This window comes from Saccharothrix longispora (assembly GCF_031455225.1).
Taxonomy (GTDB): Bacteria; Actinomycetota; Actinomycetes; order Mycobacteriales; family Pseudonocardiaceae; genus Actinosynnema; species Actinosynnema longispora.
This window is the reverse complement of the sequence record NZ_JAVDSG010000001.1, coordinates 3,161,305-3,178,877: the sequence shown is the minus strand read 5'-3', so window position 1 is coordinate 3,178,877 and position 17,573 is coordinate 3,161,305. Positions and strand designations below refer to the sequence as shown.

11 protein-coding genes and 1 pseudogene are annotated in these 17,573 nt (G+C 72.7%); 8 read left to right on the top strand and 4 right to left on the bottom strand.

The annotated features are described in order from the left end of the window. Positions 1 to 3: 3 nt before the first annotated feature. Complete coding sequence (locus J2S66_RS12955; RefSeq protein ID WP_310307229.1) at positions 4 to 129, bottom strand: hypothetical protein; 126 nt, start codon at positions 127 to 129, stop codon at positions 4 to 6. Positions 130 to 328: 199 nt separating this feature from the next. Here J2S66_RS12955 and J2S66_RS12950 point away from each other — a divergent pair, with 199 nt between their 5' ends. The 4 genes from J2S66_RS12950 to J2S66_RS12935 all read left to right on the top strand — a co-directional run bounded on the left by J2S66_RS12950 (position 329) and on the right by J2S66_RS12935 (position 4,806). After that, positions 329 to 1,825 (top strand): FAD-binding oxidoreductase, encoded by a 1,497-nt coding sequence (locus tag J2S66_RS12950; RefSeq protein ID WP_310307228.1) that lies wholly within the window; start codon positions 329 to 331, stop codon positions 1,823 to 1,825. Positions 1,826 to 2,076: 251 nt separating this feature from the next. Further along, entirely contained in the window at positions 2,077 to 3,258 is a 1,182-nt protein-coding gene (locus J2S66_RS12945; RefSeq protein WP_310314776.1) for an acyl-CoA dehydrogenase family protein, read from the top strand. Positions 3,259 to 3,289: 31 nt separating this feature from the next. After that, entirely contained in the window at positions 3,290 to 3,718 is a 429-nt protein-coding gene (locus J2S66_RS12940; RefSeq protein WP_310307227.1) for an SgcJ/EcaC family oxidoreductase, read from the top strand. 71 nt (positions 3,719 to 3,789) lie between these two features. Continuing rightward, positions 3,790 to 4,806 carry an NAD-dependent epimerase/dehydratase family protein gene (locus tag J2S66_RS12935; RefSeq protein WP_310307226.1) on the top strand — a complete coding sequence of 339 codons (1,017 nt, stop codon included), beginning with the start codon at positions 3,790 to 3,792 and terminating at the stop codon, positions 4,804 to 4,806. 110 nt (positions 4,807 to 4,916) lie between these two features. Here the strand turns inward: J2S66_RS12935 and J2S66_RS12930 are convergent, their stop codons facing one another. From J2S66_RS12930 to J2S66_RS12920, 3 genes and pseudogenes are all read right to left on the bottom strand, one after another. Further along, positions 4,917 to 5,459 carry a carboxymuconolactone decarboxylase family protein gene (locus J2S66_RS12930; RefSeq protein WP_310307225.1) on the bottom strand — a complete coding sequence of 181 codons (543 nt, stop codon included), beginning with the start codon at positions 5,457 to 5,459 and terminating at the stop codon, positions 4,917 to 4,919. A 93-nt stretch (positions 5,460 to 5,552) separates the two neighbouring features. Further along, entirely contained in the window at positions 5,553 to 5,993 is a 441-nt protein-coding gene (locus J2S66_RS12925) for an acyl-CoA thioesterase (protein ID WP_310307224.1), read from the bottom strand. Between the two features lie 7 nt (positions 5,994 to 6,000). Next, positions 6,001 to 11,827 (bottom strand): annotated as a pseudogene (locus tag J2S66_RS12920) (SDR family NAD(P)-dependent oxidoreductase). 367 nt (positions 11,828 to 12,194) lie between these two features. Between J2S66_RS12920 and J2S66_RS12915 the strand changes: the two are divergent. The 4 genes from J2S66_RS12915 to J2S66_RS12900 are packed head-to-tail and all read left to right on the top strand — an operon-like array spanning position 12,195 to position 17,568. Beyond that, entirely contained in the window at positions 12,195 to 13,184 is a 990-nt protein-coding gene (locus J2S66_RS12915) for a DUF1702 family protein (protein WP_310307222.1), read from the top strand. A gap of 15 nt (positions 13,185 to 13,199) precedes the next feature. Next, positions 13,200 to 15,152, top strand: a complete 1,953-nt coding sequence (locus tag J2S66_RS12910) for a CRTAC1 family protein (RefSeq protein WP_374726077.1) — start codon at positions 13,200 to 13,202, stop codon at positions 15,150 to 15,152. Positions 15,153 to 15,160: 8 nt separating this feature from the next. Beyond that, positions 15,161 to 16,192 (top strand): enediyne biosynthesis protein, encoded by a 1,032-nt coding sequence (locus J2S66_RS12905; protein ID WP_310307218.1) that lies wholly within the window; start codon positions 15,161 to 15,163, stop codon positions 16,190 to 16,192. After that, a complete protein-coding gene (locus tag J2S66_RS12900; protein WP_310307217.1) occupies positions 16,189 to 17,568 on the top strand; it encodes a cytochrome P450 in 1,380 nt (459 codons plus the stop codon). The genes J2S66_RS12905 and J2S66_RS12900 overlap by 4 nt, the downstream gene beginning before the upstream one ends. Positions 17,569 to 17,573 lie beyond the last annotated feature (5 nt).

Genomic DNA, 17,573 nt, shown 5'->3' with positions numbered 1-17,573 from the left:
GGCTCAGGACTTCCGCGCCGGCGTCACGCCGTCCGTGGAGGGCGACGGCGCCGTCCCGGATCGCGCGGCCGCGGCGAGCGTGGCGTCGGCGATCCCGGTCAGGTGCCCGTCCACTCGAAACGTGCTCATGCTGCCTCCAACGGCGCCGAGAGATGTCCGTCCAGCAGTGTCGTGCGGGCGTCCGCGGCACCGCATCTCCCTGCGTGCACTGGGATCGGCCCGGCCTCCGCCACGTCGACCGGCCACTCCGCCACCGTCCCTTGCGTGCCGTAGCGGTGTCGGATCGTGGTCTGGAGCGGTACCGGCGGCAGTGGCTAGGGTCGGGTCCATGGAACCTGTCGTCGAGGGCCTGCGGGCGGTGCTGCCGCCGGACCGGGTGCTGACCGACCCGGACCTGCTGGAGCACCACCGCCGCGACAAGGCCGACCTGTGCGACGCCGGTGTGCCGCTGGTGGTGGTGCGCCCGAAGGACACCGCCGAGGTGGCCGCCGTGGTGAAGGTGGCCGCGGCGCACGGCGTCCCGGTGGTCCCGCAGGGCGCGCGGACGGGGTTGGCGGGCGCCGCGAACGCCGTGGACGGCGCGGTGGTCGTGTCGCTGGCCGGGATGGACCGGATCGTGGAGGTCGACCCGGCGGAGCGGATCGCGGTGGTGCAGCCCGGCGTGGTCAACGCGGAGCTGCGCCGGGCCGCCGCCAAGGAGGGGCTGGCCTACCCGCCGGACCCGGGGTCGTGGGAGTCCTCGACGATCGGCGGGAACGTCGCCACGAACGCGGGCGGCATGTGCTGCGTCAAGTACGGGGTGACCGGCGAGTACGTGCTCGGGCTGGAGGTCGTGCTCGCCGACGGCGAGGTCCTGCGGTGCGGTCGGCGCACCGCCAAGGGCGTCGCCGGTTACGACCTGACCGCCCTGTTCGTCGGTTCGGAGGGCACGCTCGGGATCATCACCGAGATCACCCTGCGGCTGCGGCCCGCGGCGGCGGAGTCCAGGACCCTGGTGGCGGTGTACCCGGCGGTGGCCGCCGCCGGCGCGGCGGTGGCCGCGCTGACCGCGGCCGGTCACGCGCCGAGCATGGTGGAGCTGCTCGACCGCACCCACCTGCGGGCGATCGAGGCATACCGGCCGATGGGGCTGGACACCGGGGCGGGGGCCATGCTGCTCGTCGCGACCGACACCGGCGACCGCGCCGGGGACGAGCTGGACGCGATCGCCGAGTGCTGCCGGCCCGGGGCGAGCGAGCTGTACGTCGCGAGCGACGCGGTCGAGGCCGAGGCGTTGACCGCGGCCCGCAGGCTGGCGCACCCCGCGATGGAGCACCTCGCCACCGCGCGCCACCCGGACGGGCGCGGCGGGCTCGTGGTCGACGACATCGCCGTCCCGCGGTCGCGCGTCGTCGACCTGGTCGTCGGGGTCGAGGAGATCGCGGCGCGCCACGACGTGCTCGTGGGGGTGGTCGGGCACGCCGGGGACGGGAACCTGCACCCGGTGATCGTCGTGGACCGGGCCGACCCGTCGAGCGTGGAGCGCGGCCGGGCCGTGTTCGACGAGATCGTGCGGCTCGGGTTGTCGCTGGGGGGCACCTGCACCGGGGAGCACGGCGTCGGGACGCTCAAGCGGGACTGGCTCGCCCACGAGCTGGGGCCGGTCGGCCTGCGCGTCCACCGGGCGGTGAAGGCCGCGCTCGACCCGGCCGGCATCCTCAACCCGGGGAAGGTGATCACGCCCGGACCCGGCCTCGACGGGGCGACGGCGGTGGCCGCCCCCGCGGACGGCACGAGCGGAGATGCGCCCCGGTCCGCCGTGGTGGAGAGTCGAGTCCGAGCCTGAGCACGAGCCGTTCGGGAGCGCGGCCCCGGGGCGGGTCGACAGCACCCGCCACCACCTCGCCCCGACCGCGCCCGGCCGCCGGGGGAGCGGCCCCGACCTCCGGTGGGAGTGGCCGCGCCACCACGACGAGCACGACAGCCGGACCACCCGTGGTCCCACCACGACGATCCGGACACGACAACCCGAGGACGCCAGCACCGGCCCTCGCGTGACCTGGTGATCGTTCTCGCCCGCTTCTTCGCTTGGAGGACATCTTGGCCACCACGGTTCCATCGCGCGCCGAGCTCGTGCGCAAGGCAACGGACCTGATCCCGCTCCTGCGGAAGCACGCGCCGTGGGCGGAGCAGAACCGCAGGCTGCACGACGAGGTGGTGGAGGCGCTCGCCGACGCCGGCATGTTCAAGCTGCGGCGCCCGAAGCACTTCGGCGGCTACGAGGTGGACACCCTCACGCTCGCCGAGGTCGCCGCCGAGCTCGGCCGGGGCTGTGCCTCCACCGCCTGGGTCACGTCGGTGTACTGGATCCCGACCTGGATGACGTGCCAGTTCCCGGACGAGGTGCAGGAGGAGGTGTTCGCCACCCCGGACGTGCGGATCTGCGGGACGCTGAGCCCGTCCGCGATGGCCGCGCCGGCCGACGGCGGCATCGTCCTGAACGGCAAGTGGGGCTTCATCAGCGGCGCGCACCACGCGCAGTGGCAGGAGATCATCGCCATCCTGGTCCCGCCGAACGGCGAGCCGTACCCGGTGATGGCGCTGGTGCCGCTGTCCGACCTGCTCGTCGTCGACGACTGGGACACCGCCGGCCTGCGCGGCACCGGCAGCGTCAGCACCGTGGCGAAGGACCTGTTCGTGCCGGCGGAGCGCGTGCTCCCGCTGCCGGTGCTGCTGTCCGGCCAGACCGCGTCCAAGCGCAACGGGAACACCCCGATCTACCGCGCGCCGCTGATGCCGGTCGCGGCCGCGTCGTCGACGGGCGCGATCGTGGGCATGGCGAAGGGCGCCATGGACGTCTTCTTCGAACGGCTCCCCGACCGCAAGATCACCTACACGAACTACGAGAGCCAGCGCGAAGCGCCGATCACCCACTTCCAGGTGGCCGAGGCGTCGCTGAAGATCGACGAGGCCGAGTTCCACGCCTGGCGCACGTCGAACCTGGTGGACCGCAAGTGCGAAGAGGGCACCGAGTGGAAGCTGGAGGAGCGCGCCAAGACGCGTGCCGACGTCGGCAGCGTGATCCGGCTCGCCAAGGACGCGATCGACGTCCTCGCCACCGCGAGCGGTGGCACCTCGATCTACAGCGGCATCCCGATCCAGCGGTTCAACCGCGACATCCAGGCGGTCAACCAGCACGCCCTGATGCACCCGAACACGAACTTCGAGCTCTACGGCCGGGTGCTGTGCGGCCTGGAGCCCAACACGCTCTACATCTAGCACGGAACGCCGAGACCAGGAGGAATCCGGGATGAACCCCCAAGCGGACCAGGCGGCGATCGCGGCCCTGACCCAGAAGGTCCTCGCCGCGTGGGCCTACCACGACGCCGACACGTTCGCGAGCGTGTTCGTCGACGACGGCACCATGATCCTGCCGGGGTCGCTGTCCACCGGTCGGGACGAGATCCGCGAGCAGATGACCAAGGAGTGGGCGGGCCGCTGGAAGGGCACCCAGGTGACCGGCAAGCCGATCAGCATCCGGGTCCTCGGCCCGGACGTGATCCTCCTGCTGAGCCTCGGTGGTGTCCTGCACCCCGGTGAGACCGAGGTGACCGAGGCGAACGCCATCCGCGCCTCGTGGCTCGCGGTCCGCCGGGACGGCGAGTGGAAGCTGGCCGCCTACCAGAACTCCCCGCGCCACCTGGTGGACGCCGCCGGGAGCACCGCCAAGGTGGCCTGACCGCCCGACCGAACCGAAGGGGCCGTTGTCCGTGCCGCGGGCAACGGCCCCTTCCCGCACTGGGAGGCTCCATGCTGGTCAGCGTCACCGGTGGCACGGGCTACGTCGGCTCGCACTCCGTCGCCGCCGTGCTCCGGGCGGGCCACCGCGTCCGGCTGCTCGTCCGCGACGAGTCCGCCGTGGAGCGCGCGCTCGCGCCGCTGGGGGTGGACCCCGGCGCGGTCGACGTGGTGCGGGGCGACGTGCTCGACCGGTTCGGCGTGGAGCGGTTGGCGCAGGGCGCCGACGCGCTCCTCCACGCCGCCTCGGTCTACTCGTTCGACAGCCGGGCGCACCGCGAGATCGCCCGGACGACCGTGGCCGGCACCGAGCGGGTGCTGGACGCCGCGCGCCGCGCCGGGGTCGGGCGGGTCGTGCACGTCTCCAGCTTCGGCGCGCTGCTGCCGTCGCCGGGCCGGGAGCTCGGCCCGGACTCCCCGGTCGGTCGCCCGCGCGAGACCTACCTCGCGGCCAAGGCCGCCGCCGAGTCCGTCGCCCGCGCCCACCAGGCCGCGGGGGCACCGGTGACGATCACCTACCCGCCCGCCCTGCTCGGTCCGCACGACCCGAAGCTGGGCGACCAGGTCACCCGGCTGCGCAACACGCTGCGCGGCCTGATGCCGATCTGGCCGACCGGAGGACTGCCGGTGGGCGACGTCCGCGACACCGCCGCGCTGCACGCGGGGCTGCTGGGCGGGGTAGGACCGGCCGGGAACCGGCACTTCGGCCCCGGCGAGCACCTGACGACCCGGCGGTTCGTGGCGGTGCTGCGCGAGGTCACCGGCCGCGCGCTGCCCACCGCGCACCTGCCCGCGCGGGCGATGCTGCCGCTGGGCCTGGTCACCGGCCTGGTGCAGCGGGTGTGGCCCTGGCACATCCCGGCCGAGTACGGCGCCCTCTACACCTGCGCCTGCGCGGCGAGGGTGGCCGAAGGGGCGAGTGGCAGCCCGGGCAGGCCGGTGCCGGAGACCTTCGCCGACACCGTCCGCTGGTTGCACCGCGAGGGCCTGCTGTCGGCCCGGGCGGCCGGGACCGCGGCCGCTGGCTGACCGCGCCGCGGGACACCGGGCACGACGAGGGCGGAACTCCCGGCAGGACGGCGTCTCGACGCCCTGCCGGGAGTTCCGCCCTCGTCGCCGTGGTGCGGGAATCCCCGCGATCAGCTCAGGTAGCCTTGGCGCACGATGCGCTGCGCGGTGTTCGCGTAGGTCGTCGGGTCCGCCGGGACGACCGTGGCGAGGCCGTCGACGTAGCGGTTGTACATGCAGAACGCCGCCGCGATCAGCACGGTGTCGTGGATCTCCAGGTCGGTGGCGCCCTCCGCGCGGGCGGCGTCGACCAGCTCCGCGCCGACGCCGCGGCCACCCCGCTGCACCGCGCCCGCGATGCGCAGCAGCGCCCGCAGCTTCTCCGGGACGGGTGCGGTGTCCAGGTCGGCGCGGACCCGGTCGACGAGTTCCACGCCCTCGTCGAGCTGCGCCGCGGCGAACGCGGAGTGGGAGTCGCAGCAGAAGGTGCACTCGTTGAGCCCGGAGACGTACGCCGCGATCAGCTCGCGCTCGCCCGCCGTCAGCGGGTGCGGGCCGCGCAGCAGCACCTCCGCCAGTTCCATCAGCGGCTTGGCCGTCTCCGGGCGGTACCGCAGCGGGCCGCTGATCCCCGGGAACAGGGTCTCGTCGACTCCGAGGTCGATGTGCGCCATGGATTCCCTCGCTGTTCGTGGTGGTAAGGGGCCGGGTCCGGACGGGGTGCCGGCAGTCGTGGCCGACACCCCGTCCGGACCCGGTGCGGCCGGCTACGCGACCTGCGCGGTGCCGAACGGTGCGAGCGCCTCCCGCAACTGGGCGGGCACCCGCGTGGGAACGGTGTTGTTGTTCGGGCCGCGCATGCAGGCGATCCGCTGCGACCCCCTCGCCACCAGCGTCTCCGCGCCGTCCTGGAGCTTGACGTAGTCGAACGCGAACGCGATCTGCGTCTGCGTCAGCTCCTCCAGCCGCATCCGCACGCTCAGCTCGTCGAAGGCGGCGATCTCGGCGTAGAACTCGCAGTCGACCTTCAGCGTGAACAGCTTGAGGTCGTCGTGCACGATCTCCGCCAGCACCGCCGGGGCCTGCTCCAGCAGGAACTTCTCCCGGCAGTGGCCCTGCCAGCGCAGGTAGTGGGAGTAGTAGACGTTGCCGACGAAGTTCGTCTCCTCGAAGCCCACGCGGTGCCGCAGCTCGTAGTACCCGGTCATCTGCCTCTCACCTCCCCTCGGACAGCACGGCGAACACGACCGGGTCGGGCAGGTCGTTGAAGGTGGTCGCCCAGGTGGCGACCCGGACGTCCCCGGTGGAGAACACGACCCAGCCGTCCGGGGAGATCCGGTCCACCACGAGGTCCCGCGTCGTCGTGCCGGTCTTGCGCAGGCACTCCAGCGCGGACCAGAGCCGGGTGCCCGCCGTGCTCGGGTCCTCCCCGGACTCGGCCACCACCAGGTCGCGGACCCGGAACAGGTTCTTGCCCAGCAAGGACACCCAGTCCCAGTCGTTGCGCGGCGTGACCGCCTCGACGTCGCAGCCCAGCGTGCCGGGCCCGGTCACCACCAGGCTCACCCCGGCGCCGTGCGACGCCGAGATCGAGGCGCCGTCCACCTCGGGCTTGCCGTCCGGCCCGGTACCGCACCTCCACCGGCTGCCCGAGGGCACGGCTCGCGGCGAGCCGGGTCTGCGTCCGCCGGTCGGCCGGTTCGCCCGTCCGCGGGTCCGGTTCGACGACGACCGCGCGCCCACCGCCGAGCACCCGCTCCAGCGCGCGCTCCAGGTAGCCGCTGAGCATCGCCGGCACCCACGGGCCGGAGCTGTCCTTCTGCCGCACGGCGCGCAGCATCAGGCCTTCCCAGCGCTCGACCACCCGGCCGGACGGTTCGAGCACGTCGATGTCGTAGACGTAGCTGTCACCGTCCTGCGACCGCTCGCGCGCGTCCAGCACCACGTACTCGACCTGCTGGTCGGACGGCTCGGCCAGGTACAGCCGGTCCACGCCCTGCGGCAGCAGGGTCGCGTCGGGCACGCAGCACTGGAGCGCGTGCATCACCGCGTCACGGGTGCCGGGGTCGGCGAGCACCTGCTCCTGCGGCAGGTAGGCGGCGAACCACGGCGCGGGTGAGGTGGTCGACAGGTCCGCCACCGCGTGCCGGGCGCTCGCCCGCCGGTAGCCGAGCACGCGCTGGAACCGCTTGCCCTGGAACATCACGCCGCCGTACAGCTCGGTGATCGGGTCGAGCGGCATCGGGGACAGCCGGGTGACCGCCCTCGTCGTGCCCTGGTCGGGCGGCGCCGGCCTCGGGAACCGCAGCGTCGCGCGGAAGTGGTCGGCGCTGAACCCGGTGTCCTTCGCGCGGATGGCCACGGTCACCGTCTCGGTGTCCCGGACCAGGGCCGCGAGCCGCACGGTCGTGGTCGAGCCGGGCCGGACCACGATCGGTCGCAGGAACTCGACGTCCTGGAGCAGCGGGGTCCCGGTGCGGCCGAGCACGGCCGTCGCGACCTGGGCCATCGCCTCCATGCCGACCACCGCGGGGAACAGCAGGTCCCCGTCGAGCGCGTGGTCCGACAGGTACGGGTCGCTGCCCGCGGACAGCTCCACCTCGGTGACCAGCTCGACGTCCGGGTAGTGCAGCAGCACCCGGTCGACGAACCTGGACAGCGGCAGCTCCTTGCTCGTGTCGAGCGGCAGCGTAGCGAGACCGCCCAACCGGCCGGTGATCGTCACCACCGGCCCGGCCGACGGGTCGGCCAGCACCTGGCGCAGCACCCGCAGGCCCTCCTCGACCGAGACCGGGGTGATGCCGTCCCGCGCGAGCGCCTCCACGACGCCCAGCCGCTCGCCCATCCCGGCGCCCGACCAGACCGACCACTCCATCGCCAACGCCCTCGCACCGGGGTGCGCGCGCTGGAAGTCGACGGTCAGCTCGCTCATCCAGTCGTTGGCGGTCGAGTAGTGCGCCTCACCGCGCAGCCCGGCCCGGCCGATGATGCTGCCGAACGTGACCAGCAACTTGATCCTGTCCTGGTCCACCGCGTCGAGCACCGAGCGCAGGCCGGTGATCTTGACGGCGAGCGTCTGCCGGAAGCGCTCCTCGGTCAGGTTGCCCAGCGCGGCCGGCTCGTTGCGGCCCGCGCCGTGCATGACGCCGGTGATCGGGCCCAGCGCGGCCTCGAACCGGGCGACCGCCGCGGCGACCTGCTCGGGGTCGGTCACGTCGGCGCGTTCGTACCGGCACGCCACGCCCGCCGCGGCCATGCGGGCCAGGTTGGCCGAGATCTCCTCGTCGTCCGCCGGGGCGTCCCGGCCGATCAGCGCGAGCTTCGCGCCCGAGTCCACGGCCATGACCAGCGCGCACTCGGCGGTGATGCCCTTGGCGCCACCGGTGACCAGCAGCACGTCCGAGCTGTCCAGCGGTGTGCCGGTGCGCGGTTCGGCGGGCGACTGGAGCACGGTCAGCACCGGCGTCGTCCGCCGGCCGTCCGCGTCGTAGTGGACCTCGCTGAACGTCGTGGTGGCGGCCGCTTCGACGACCACCTTGCGCACGGCCTCGTCGATCTCCGCCGCGGTCTTCGGCGCGAGGTCGGGCAGCGACACGATCGTCGTCGCCATCCCGTCCGCCTCCAGGAACGCGGTCCGGGCCAGGCCGGACGCCCCGTACCGGTGCTGCACCACGACGAACCGGGTGCCGGGCGGTGCCGCGGTGGCGGCCTGGCCGGCGGCCAGCATCAGGTCGACGTGCTCCTCGCCGCTGTCCGGCAGGCACAGCAGCACACCGTCGCCGATGCCCGCCTCGTCGAGCGCGATCCGCAGCCGCTCCGCGAGCGGGTGGCCGGCCGGCGCGAACGCCCGCCAGGTGCCCGCGGGGCCGGTGCCGACCTCCACCCTCGGCGCCCGTGCCGGCACGTAGTCGACCGAGAACGGCCGCACCCACTGCCCGACGCCGGCCACCTCGTTGTCGCGGCCGGTGTTCCCGCCCTGCGCGGACTCGGCCAGCTCGTCGATCAGGTCGGCCAGCTCGCCGAGCGTCACGGTCGCGAAGCTGGTCGTCGCCTCCAGCGTGGGCAGGCCCAGCCGGCTGGTGACGTCGTTGACGAGCTGCCCGACGGTGATGGAGCTCAGGTGCAGGTCGTCGAGCGGGTGGGTCGTCGCGGCCACGGTCTCCAGGGGCAGCTCGACGCGCTCGGCGGCCAGCTCGCGCAGCAGGTCGAGCGTGCTGGGGCCGTCGCCACCCGCCGCGCCCTCCCCGGCCGCCTGCCCGGTCGCCGCGGCCTCCTGCCCGGTGGACGTGCCGGGCTCGCCGAGTTCGACCGCCAGGTCGGGGGCGGTCTCGCACGGGTTCGTCAGGAAGGTGAACCCACCGTCCAGCGGCAGCGGCCGGACCACCCGGCCGGCGAACAACGCGCCGGTGTCCACGGCGGCGCCCAGCGCGAAGGCGGCGCCGACGACCGACAGCAGGGAGGTCAGCGAGGTGCTGTCGGTGTCGACCGACAGCACCGGCGTGCCGGGCGCGATGTCCCGCAGCAGGCCGGCGAGCACCCGTCCGGGGCCGACCTCGACCGCGAGGTCCGCGTCACCGGCCGCCTTCGCGGCGGCCTCGTGGAACCGCACCGGGAACAGGACCTGGTCGCGCAGCAGCTCGCGCAGGTCGGTGCCGGGTTCGAGCAGGTCGCCGGTCACCGTGGACGCCACCGGGCGGGTGGGTTCGGCGAACGCGAACTCGGTCAGCCGCGAGGTCAGCGCCTGCGACGCGGGCTCGACCAGCGGCGAGTGGAAGGCGTGCGAGACGTTGATCCGGTTCGCGGTGACACCGGCCGCCCTCGCCCGGTCGCACACGCGGCCCACCGCGGCCTCGTCGCCCGCGATGACCGTCTGCTTCGGCCCGTTGTACCCGGCGATCACCACCGGTTCGTCGGCGGACAGCTCCAGTGCCCGCTCCGGTGTGGTCGCGAGACCCGCCATCGCGCCGCCGCCGCGGCTGGCGTTGGCCATGACCTCGCCACGCGCCTTCGCCAACCTCAGCACGTCCTCGTCGGACAGCGCGCCGGCCCACGACAGGGCGGTCAGCTCGCCGAGGCTGTGCCCGACCGCCACGTCGGCGTCGACGCCGAGCCCGCGCAGCACCCGCAGGGCCGCGAGCGACCCGGCGACGATGCGCGGCTGGGCCACCTCGGTGGCGACCTGGTCGCCACCGGACGGCAGACCCGCGGCGGCGAACACGGCCTCCGCCTCGGCGAAGCGGCGGCGGATCGCGCCGACCGCGCCGCGGCCGGAGCCCTGGCCCGGGAACAGGTAGGCGATCTTCGGCGCGGTGGTCCCCTCGGCGAGGTACACCCCGTCCGCGGTCGCCAGGCGCGTCTCGCCGGCGGCGATCGCGGCGACCAGCCGCGCGATCTTGCCGACGGCGTCCTCGGGGCTGCCGGTCACCACCGCGGCGCGGACCGGCCGGCCCGCCAGGCGGCCGGACAGCTCCGCGGCCAGGTCGCCCAGCTCCGCGAAGGACAGCTTGGCCACCACGTCGACCAGCCCGGTGAGCCGCTCGCGCAGCTCCGCGTGGTCGGCGGCGTCGAACAGCAGCAGCTCGGCGTCCTGCCTGCTGCCCGTCAACTCCGCGGTCCCGGTCCGCAGCTCCGCGCGCCGCGTCGTGCCGGGCGCCTGCTCCAGCGCGATGTGCGTGTTGATGCCGCCGAAGCCCATGGCCGACACGCCGGCCCGGATCGGCTGGTCCGCCGGCCAGAGCTCCGGCTCGCGCGGCACGTACAGCGCAGGGGAGTCGCCGGTGAGCTTCGGGTGCGGCTCGTAGTTCCCGGTGCCCGGCGGGATGACCTGGTGGTGCACCGCCAGCGCCGCCTTGATCACGCCGGCGACACCCGCGGCGGCCTTGGTGTGGCCGATGTTGGCCTTGAGGGAGCTGATCGCCGCCGGCCGGGCGTCCGGGTCGGACTCGCGCCGGGCCGAGCCGATCGCCTCCAGCTCGGTCGCGTCGCCGAGGGCGGTGCCCGTGCCGTGGCCCTCGAAGTAGGCGACGGTCTCCACGCCGTACCCGGCGCGGCCGTACGCGCGGCTGATGGCCAGGCGGTGGCCGGCGACCTCGGGCCTGGTGATGCCGCCCTTGCCGTCCGACGACATGCCCCAGCCGGCGATCGACGCGTAGATCCGCGAACCGCGGGCGATGGCGTCCTCCTCGCGCATCAGCACGAGCACGCCGGAGCCCTCACCCGGCCAGAAGCCGTTCGAGTCGGCGTCGTACACCTTCATCTCGCCCGTGGCCAGCGCACCGGTCTTGGCGAACCCGATCACCTCGAACGGGTCGATGGACAGGTCCACGCCACCGGCGAGGCAGACGTCCAGGTCGCCGTCGCTCAGCGCCTTGGCCGCGGTCGTGATCGACAGCAGCGACGACGAGCAGGCGCCGTCGACGGTGAAGCCGCCACCGCGCAGGTCGAAGTAGTTGCAGATCCGGCCCGCGATGGTGTTGGCGAGCCCACCCGCGAGGGTGTCCTCGTCGATCGCCGGGAACGGCGCCTTGTAGGCCGGTTCGAGGTCGCGCAGGAACGCGGCCGTCTCGTCGTCGTCCCAGCCCTTCGCGGACAGCGCGGCCGCGAGCGTGCGCCGCACGTACGGCCAGCGCAGCCGCATCAGGTTCGCCCGCGAGAACTCGCCGGTGAGGCTGTTGCCGAGGACGACGCCGGTGGCCTGCCGCGGCAGGCCCTCCGCGTTGGGGAAACCGGCGTCGGCCAGGGCGTTCGCCGCCACGTCCAACGCCAGCCAGTGGGTGAGGTCGGTCGACCGGTAGGTGCTGCCCGCCACCTTGTACTTGAGCCGGTCGAACTCGAAGTCGCGCAGCACCGCCGCTTTCGTGGAGTAGAAGCGATCCGGTGCGCTCCGGTCCGGCGAGTAGTAATCCGCTTGGTTCATTCGCTGGTCGGGCAGCCTGCGGAAAGCACGGCGCCCGGCCAGGACGTTCTCCCAGAGGTCTTGGGTGCTGGAGGCGTCGGGGTAACGAAGCCCGATGCCAACGATCGCGATCCGCTCGGTGCTCAACCTGTACCGCCCATTCTCGACGACCACTCGGCTCAAATCGGCGCGCAGAATTGCGCCGCGCCGCACACGCGGCAGGAAGCCGAGTCCGACGACAGTCCTCGACGCGCGTTCTTTCTCATCGAGGTTGCCTCAGTGGTGCGGCGCCTGCCATCTCCCCGTGTGCCGTCCGACCGCGTCGAAAGGGTGCGTCCGCGTGCCGGTGGATATGTGTGATGTCCATTGTCCGTTCGCCCCCGTGTCGCGCGTCCCGTCGCCGGCCCGCCGCGGGCGCGATCCAGCACGTTTGAAGTCGTAAGCGGTCCGACGTCGTGTGACGATCGACGGCGGAAATCACCACGCCGTTCCCGATGATGGTTAGGGGAATGACTTGACCAGTTCATGGCGGGCGCTGCGGCGACGCCTTCTCACACCGAGCACCGCCGAGACGAGTCTTGACAAGCGCGGCTTCCACAAGAAAAGCCCGGCTGCCCAGGAACGGCTCGAGACCGTGGGGAAGACATTCCTCACCGGTTACGCCCACGCCGTCGAGGCGCGGACGCCGGCCGAGGCCGAGGAGCGGGTGGAGGAGCTGCCCGACTGGTTGCGCGGCTTCGCCTACGAGGGTGCGGGCATGGGCCTCGCGATGCTCGACGGGCTGCCGTTCGGCCGTTCGGACAACGTCAGCAGGTTCCTGGCGACACCGGTGGGCACGAGGTACCAGTACCTCGCCTACGTGGGGATCGGCTGGGCGATGGCGCGGCTCCCGCGCTTCCGCTGGCCGAAGCCGACGTCGCTGGACCCGGTGCTGGCGCCGCTGGTGCTCGACGGCTACGGCTTCCACCAGGCCTACTTCCACACGGCCCGGTACGTCGACGCCCAGTACCAGGACCCGAAGTTCCCGTGGCCCGGCGGTCCGCACGGCGACTACGCCAACCACGCGATCGACCAGGGCATCGGCCGCGCCTCGTGGTTCGTCCGCGGCACCGACCCCGTCCTGGTCGCCGACCTGGTCGACTCGTTCCCCGCGGCGCGGCGCGACGACCTGTGGAGCGGGATCGGGCTCGCGGCCACCTACGCGGGCGGCGGGGACGACCCGGCCGCGGCCGAGCGCGACCTGCGCACGCTGGTCGCCCGCGCGGGCGACCACCGCGGCAACCTCGCGCAGGGCAGCGCGTTCGCCGCCCACGCGCGGGTGCGCGCCGGCATCGTCCCGGCGCACTCGGTCCTGGCCACCCGGGTGCTGTGCGGCATGACCCCGCAGGAGGCGGCGGGGCTCGCCGACGAATGCCGCCCCGACCACCGGGCGGGTGGCGACAAACCGGCGTACGAGATCTGGCGGCAGCGGCTCGCCGACGCGCTCGTCACCACGGAGGTGTGAACAGAGATGTTTGGCATGCTGCGCAGGCAGTTGACCGGAGTCATCGCGCTCGTGGTCGTCGTCGTTTCCTACTTCGTGGTCAGCCTGCCGCAGAGCTCTGCGGAGACCAGGAACGAGATGGCGGCCAAGTACGGGTTCGCCGAGCACGGGGTCGCGCTACCCGCGTCGGACAAGCAGCAGTCGATCCGACCGGTCAACCAGGCGTACAAGCACATCGACGCCTGGATCTCCTCGGTCGGCGCCGCGGTCGCGATGAACGACCTGGACGGCGACGGCCTGCCCAACGACCTGTGCGTGGTCGACCCGCGCACCGACCAGGTGATCGTCACCCCGGTCCCCGACGAGCGCGGTGACCGGTACCAGCCGTTCGAGCTCACCCCGGACCCGCTGCCGGTCAACGACGTGATGGCCCCGATGGGCTGCGTGCCCGCCGACCTCAACGAGGACGGCAGACTGGACCTGCTGATCTACATGTGGGGCCGCACCCCGGTCATCCACCTGCAGACGGCCGACCGCACCGACCTGTCCGCGGACGCGTTCGTGGCGGTCGAGGCGGTGGCGGGCGACAACGCCGGCCCGGACGGGCGCTACGACGGCCCGCAGTGGAACTCCAACGCCGCCACGGTCGCGGACTTCGACGGGGACGGCCACGACGACATCTTCGTCGGCAACTACTTCCCCGACAGCCCGATCCTGGACCCGACCAAGGACGGGGGAGTGGAGATGAACCACTCCCTGTCGCACGCGCAGAACGGCGGCGGCAAGCACATCCTGCTGTGCAAGGGCGCGACGGCGGGCGCGAAGCCGACCGTGGACTTCGAGGCGGTGCCGGACGACGCGCTGCCCGAGGAGGCCCGCAACGGCTGGACGCTCGCGGTCAGCGCCAACGACGTCGACGGCGACCTGCTGCCGGAGCTGTACATCGCGAACGACTTCGGCCAGGACCGGCTGCTGCACAACAGGTCCGAGCCGGGCAAGGTGAGCTTCGCCAACATCAAGACGAGCCGCACCCCCGGCACGCCGAAGTCCAAGCGGATCGGCGACGACTCGTTCAAGGGCATGGGCGTCGACTTCGGTGACACCGACCACGACGGCCTGTACGACCTGTTCGTGTCGAACCTGACGGTCGGGTGGGGCATCGTCGAGAGCAACTTCCACTACGTCAACACCGCGAAGGACAAGGCGGACCTCCAGGCGCAGATGCGGGACGGCACGGCGCCGTTCGAGGACGTCAGCGGCGAGAACGGCACCGCGTGGTCCGGCTGGTCGTGGGACAACAAGCTCGCCGACTTCACCAACCGCGGTGAGCTGGACATCGCCGTGACGAACGGCTTCGTCCGGGGCGCCACGAACCGGTGGCCGCAGCTCCAGGAACTGGCGATGTCCAACGACGCGCTGGTGTCCAACCCGTTCTTCTGGCCCAACACGAACGCGGGCGACGACCTCGCGGGCAGCGAGACGCTGCACTTCTTCGCCAAGGGCGAGGACGGCCGCTACACCGACCTGGCGCCCGAGTTGGGGCTGGCCGTGCCGATCCCGACCCGCGGCATCGCCACCGGCGACGCGGACGGCGACGGCCTGCTCGACTTCGCGGTGGCCCGCCAGTTCGACGAGCCGGTGTACTACCACAACGAGGCGCCCGAGCCGGGCGGCTACCTGAACCTGTCGCTGACCCGAGAGCAGGCGCCGAGCACCGGCGCCGCGCCGGCACCGGGTTCGCCGGCCACCGGCGCGCAGGTCACGGTGACGACGGCCGACGGCAAGAAGTACGTCCAGCGGGTCGACGGCGGCAGCGGTCACGGCGGCAAGCGCAGCACCGAGGTCCACATCGGGCTCGGTGACGCGGCGGGCGACGTCCAGGTGTGCCTGGAGTGGCGTGACCGCCAGGGCGAGGTCCACAAGCAGGAGTTCGAGCTCGGCCAGGGCAAGCACGAGTTCGTGCTCGGCGACTCGGCCGAGGAGAAGTGAGGACGGATATGGTTGTCCAGGACGCGAAGCTCAACGGGAAGCCGCCCGCCGGGGGGCCTCCGCAGCACAACCCCAAGGTGATCAAGGCGCTCCGCAGGTTCGCCATCTCGATCACGATCTTCAACACCGCCGGCTACATCTTCCTCGGGTTCGAGCAGCCGTGGATCTGGCCCTTCGTGGCCGTCGCCACCGGCTACGCGGTCGAGCTGGCGCTGGAGACCATCGGCGCCAAGGTCGAGGGGCGGGCGCCCCGCTACGCCGGCGGAGGTTTCAAGGGCCTGGTGGAGTTCCTGCTCCCGACGCACATCACCGCCATCGCGCTGAACATGCTGATCTACGTCAACGACCGCATCTGGGTGATGATGTTCGCGGTCACCCTGGCGGTGGCGGCGAAGTGGATCCTGCGCGCCCCGGTGCGCGGCAGGCTGCGGCACTACATGAACCCGTCCAACTTCGGGATCCTGATGGTGCTCATCCTGTTCCCGTGGGGCAGCATCGCGCCGCCGTACCACTTCACCGAGGGCCTGAACGACTGGGGCAGCTGGATCCTGCCCGGTGTCATCATCATCACGGGCACGATGCTGAACGCGAAGCTGACCGACCGCATGTGGCTGATCTTCGGCTGGTTGAGCTTCTTCGCGCTCCAGGCGATCGTCCGCGGCATCCTGTTCGACACGTCGATCCCCGGCGGGCTCGCCGTCATGACCGGCGTGGCGTTCATCCTCTACACCAACTACATGGTGACCGACCCCGGCACGACGCCGTCCAAGCCCGCCGCGCAGTTCGCGTTCGGCGCGGGCGTGGCGGTCGCCTACGGGATGTTCATGGTCATGCACATCGCCTACGGCCTGTTCATCGCCACGGCGCTCGTGTGCCTGGTCCGCGGCATGTTCCTGTGGGGCCTGCACTTCGTGGACAAGGCGGCGAAGGAGCGCGCCGCGGCCGAGCAGGGGAAGAACGAGGCCGCCCCGCCGATCGTGGTGGTCTCCGAGAACGGCGACTCGGCGGGCAAGCACGCCGCGCGCCCGGCCGTGGCATGACGACGAGCGGTGGCCGAGTGCCCCCGGGGCCGCCCCGGCGGGCGGCCCTGGGCATCCTGCGCCAGCTCCGCGCCGACCGCCTCGGCCTGATGAGCGAGGCGGTCCGCGAGTACGGCGACGCGGTGCGGGTGGCGATCGGTCCGAAGAAGCTCTACATCTTCAACCACCCCGACCACGCCAAGCACGTCCTGGCGGACAACGCGGCGAACTACCACAAGGGCATCGGCTACACCGAGGCCAAGCGCGCGCTGGGCGACGGGCTGCTCACCAGCGAGGGCGACCTGTGGAAGGAGCAGCGGCGCACCATCCAGCCGGTGTTCCAGCACAAGCGGATCGCGGGGCAGGCGGACGTCATCGTCGAGGAGGCGCTCGGGCTGGTCGCGCGGCTGCGCGCCCACCTGGGCGCCGCCCGACCGGTCGACGTGCTGTCCGAGGTCACCGCGCTCACCCTCGGCGTGCTCGGCAGGACGCTGCTCGACGCCGACCTCGGCGAGTTCGACTCGGTGGGCCACTCGTTCGAGGCCGTGCAGGACCAGGCCATGTTCGAGATGGAGACGCTCGGCATGATCCCCCGGTGGCTCCCGCTGAAGGGGCAGCGGGCGTTCCGCTGGGCCCGGAGCGACCTCCAGCGGATCGTGGGCGCCCTGGTGGCGCAGCGGAAGGCGAACCCCGTCGAGTCCGGGGACGACGTGCTGACGCGGCTCATCGCCTCCACCGCCAAGGAGAGCGACCGGCGGGTCGCCGACCGGCGCATGCAGGACGAGCTGGTGACGCTGCTGCTGGCCGGGCACGAGACCACGGCCAGCACGGTCGGCTGGACGCTGGACCTCGTGGGCAGGCACCCGGAGGTCCGGGAGCGGCTGCACGAGGAGGCGGTGGAGGTGTACGGCGACCGCCGCCCGTCCTACGCGGACCTGACCAGGCTGCGGTACACGAACATGGTGCTCCAGGAGGCGATGCGCCTGCACCCGCCGGTGTGGATCCTGCCCCGGCGCGCGCTCGCCGAGGACGAGGTGGGCGGCTACCGCGTGCCGGCCGGCGCCGAGGTCCTGATCTGCCCGTACACCCTGCACCGGCACCCGAGGTACTGGCCGGAGCCGGAGCGGTTCATCCCGGAGCGGTTCGAACCGGGAGTCCAGACCGACCGGCCGCGCTACGCGCACATCCCGTTCGGCGCCGGCCCCCGGTTCTGCGTCGGCAACCACCTGGGGACGATGGAGGCCACCTTCATCATCTCCACGCTGATGCGCGACCTGAAGCTCGAACCGGTGCCCGGTTACCGGGTCAAGCCGGAGCCCATGATGTCGCTCCGCCTCGGCGGTGGCCTCCCCATGACCGTCCGCGACTGGTCCGCGCCCACCAGCCGGGCGGCCTGAGCGGT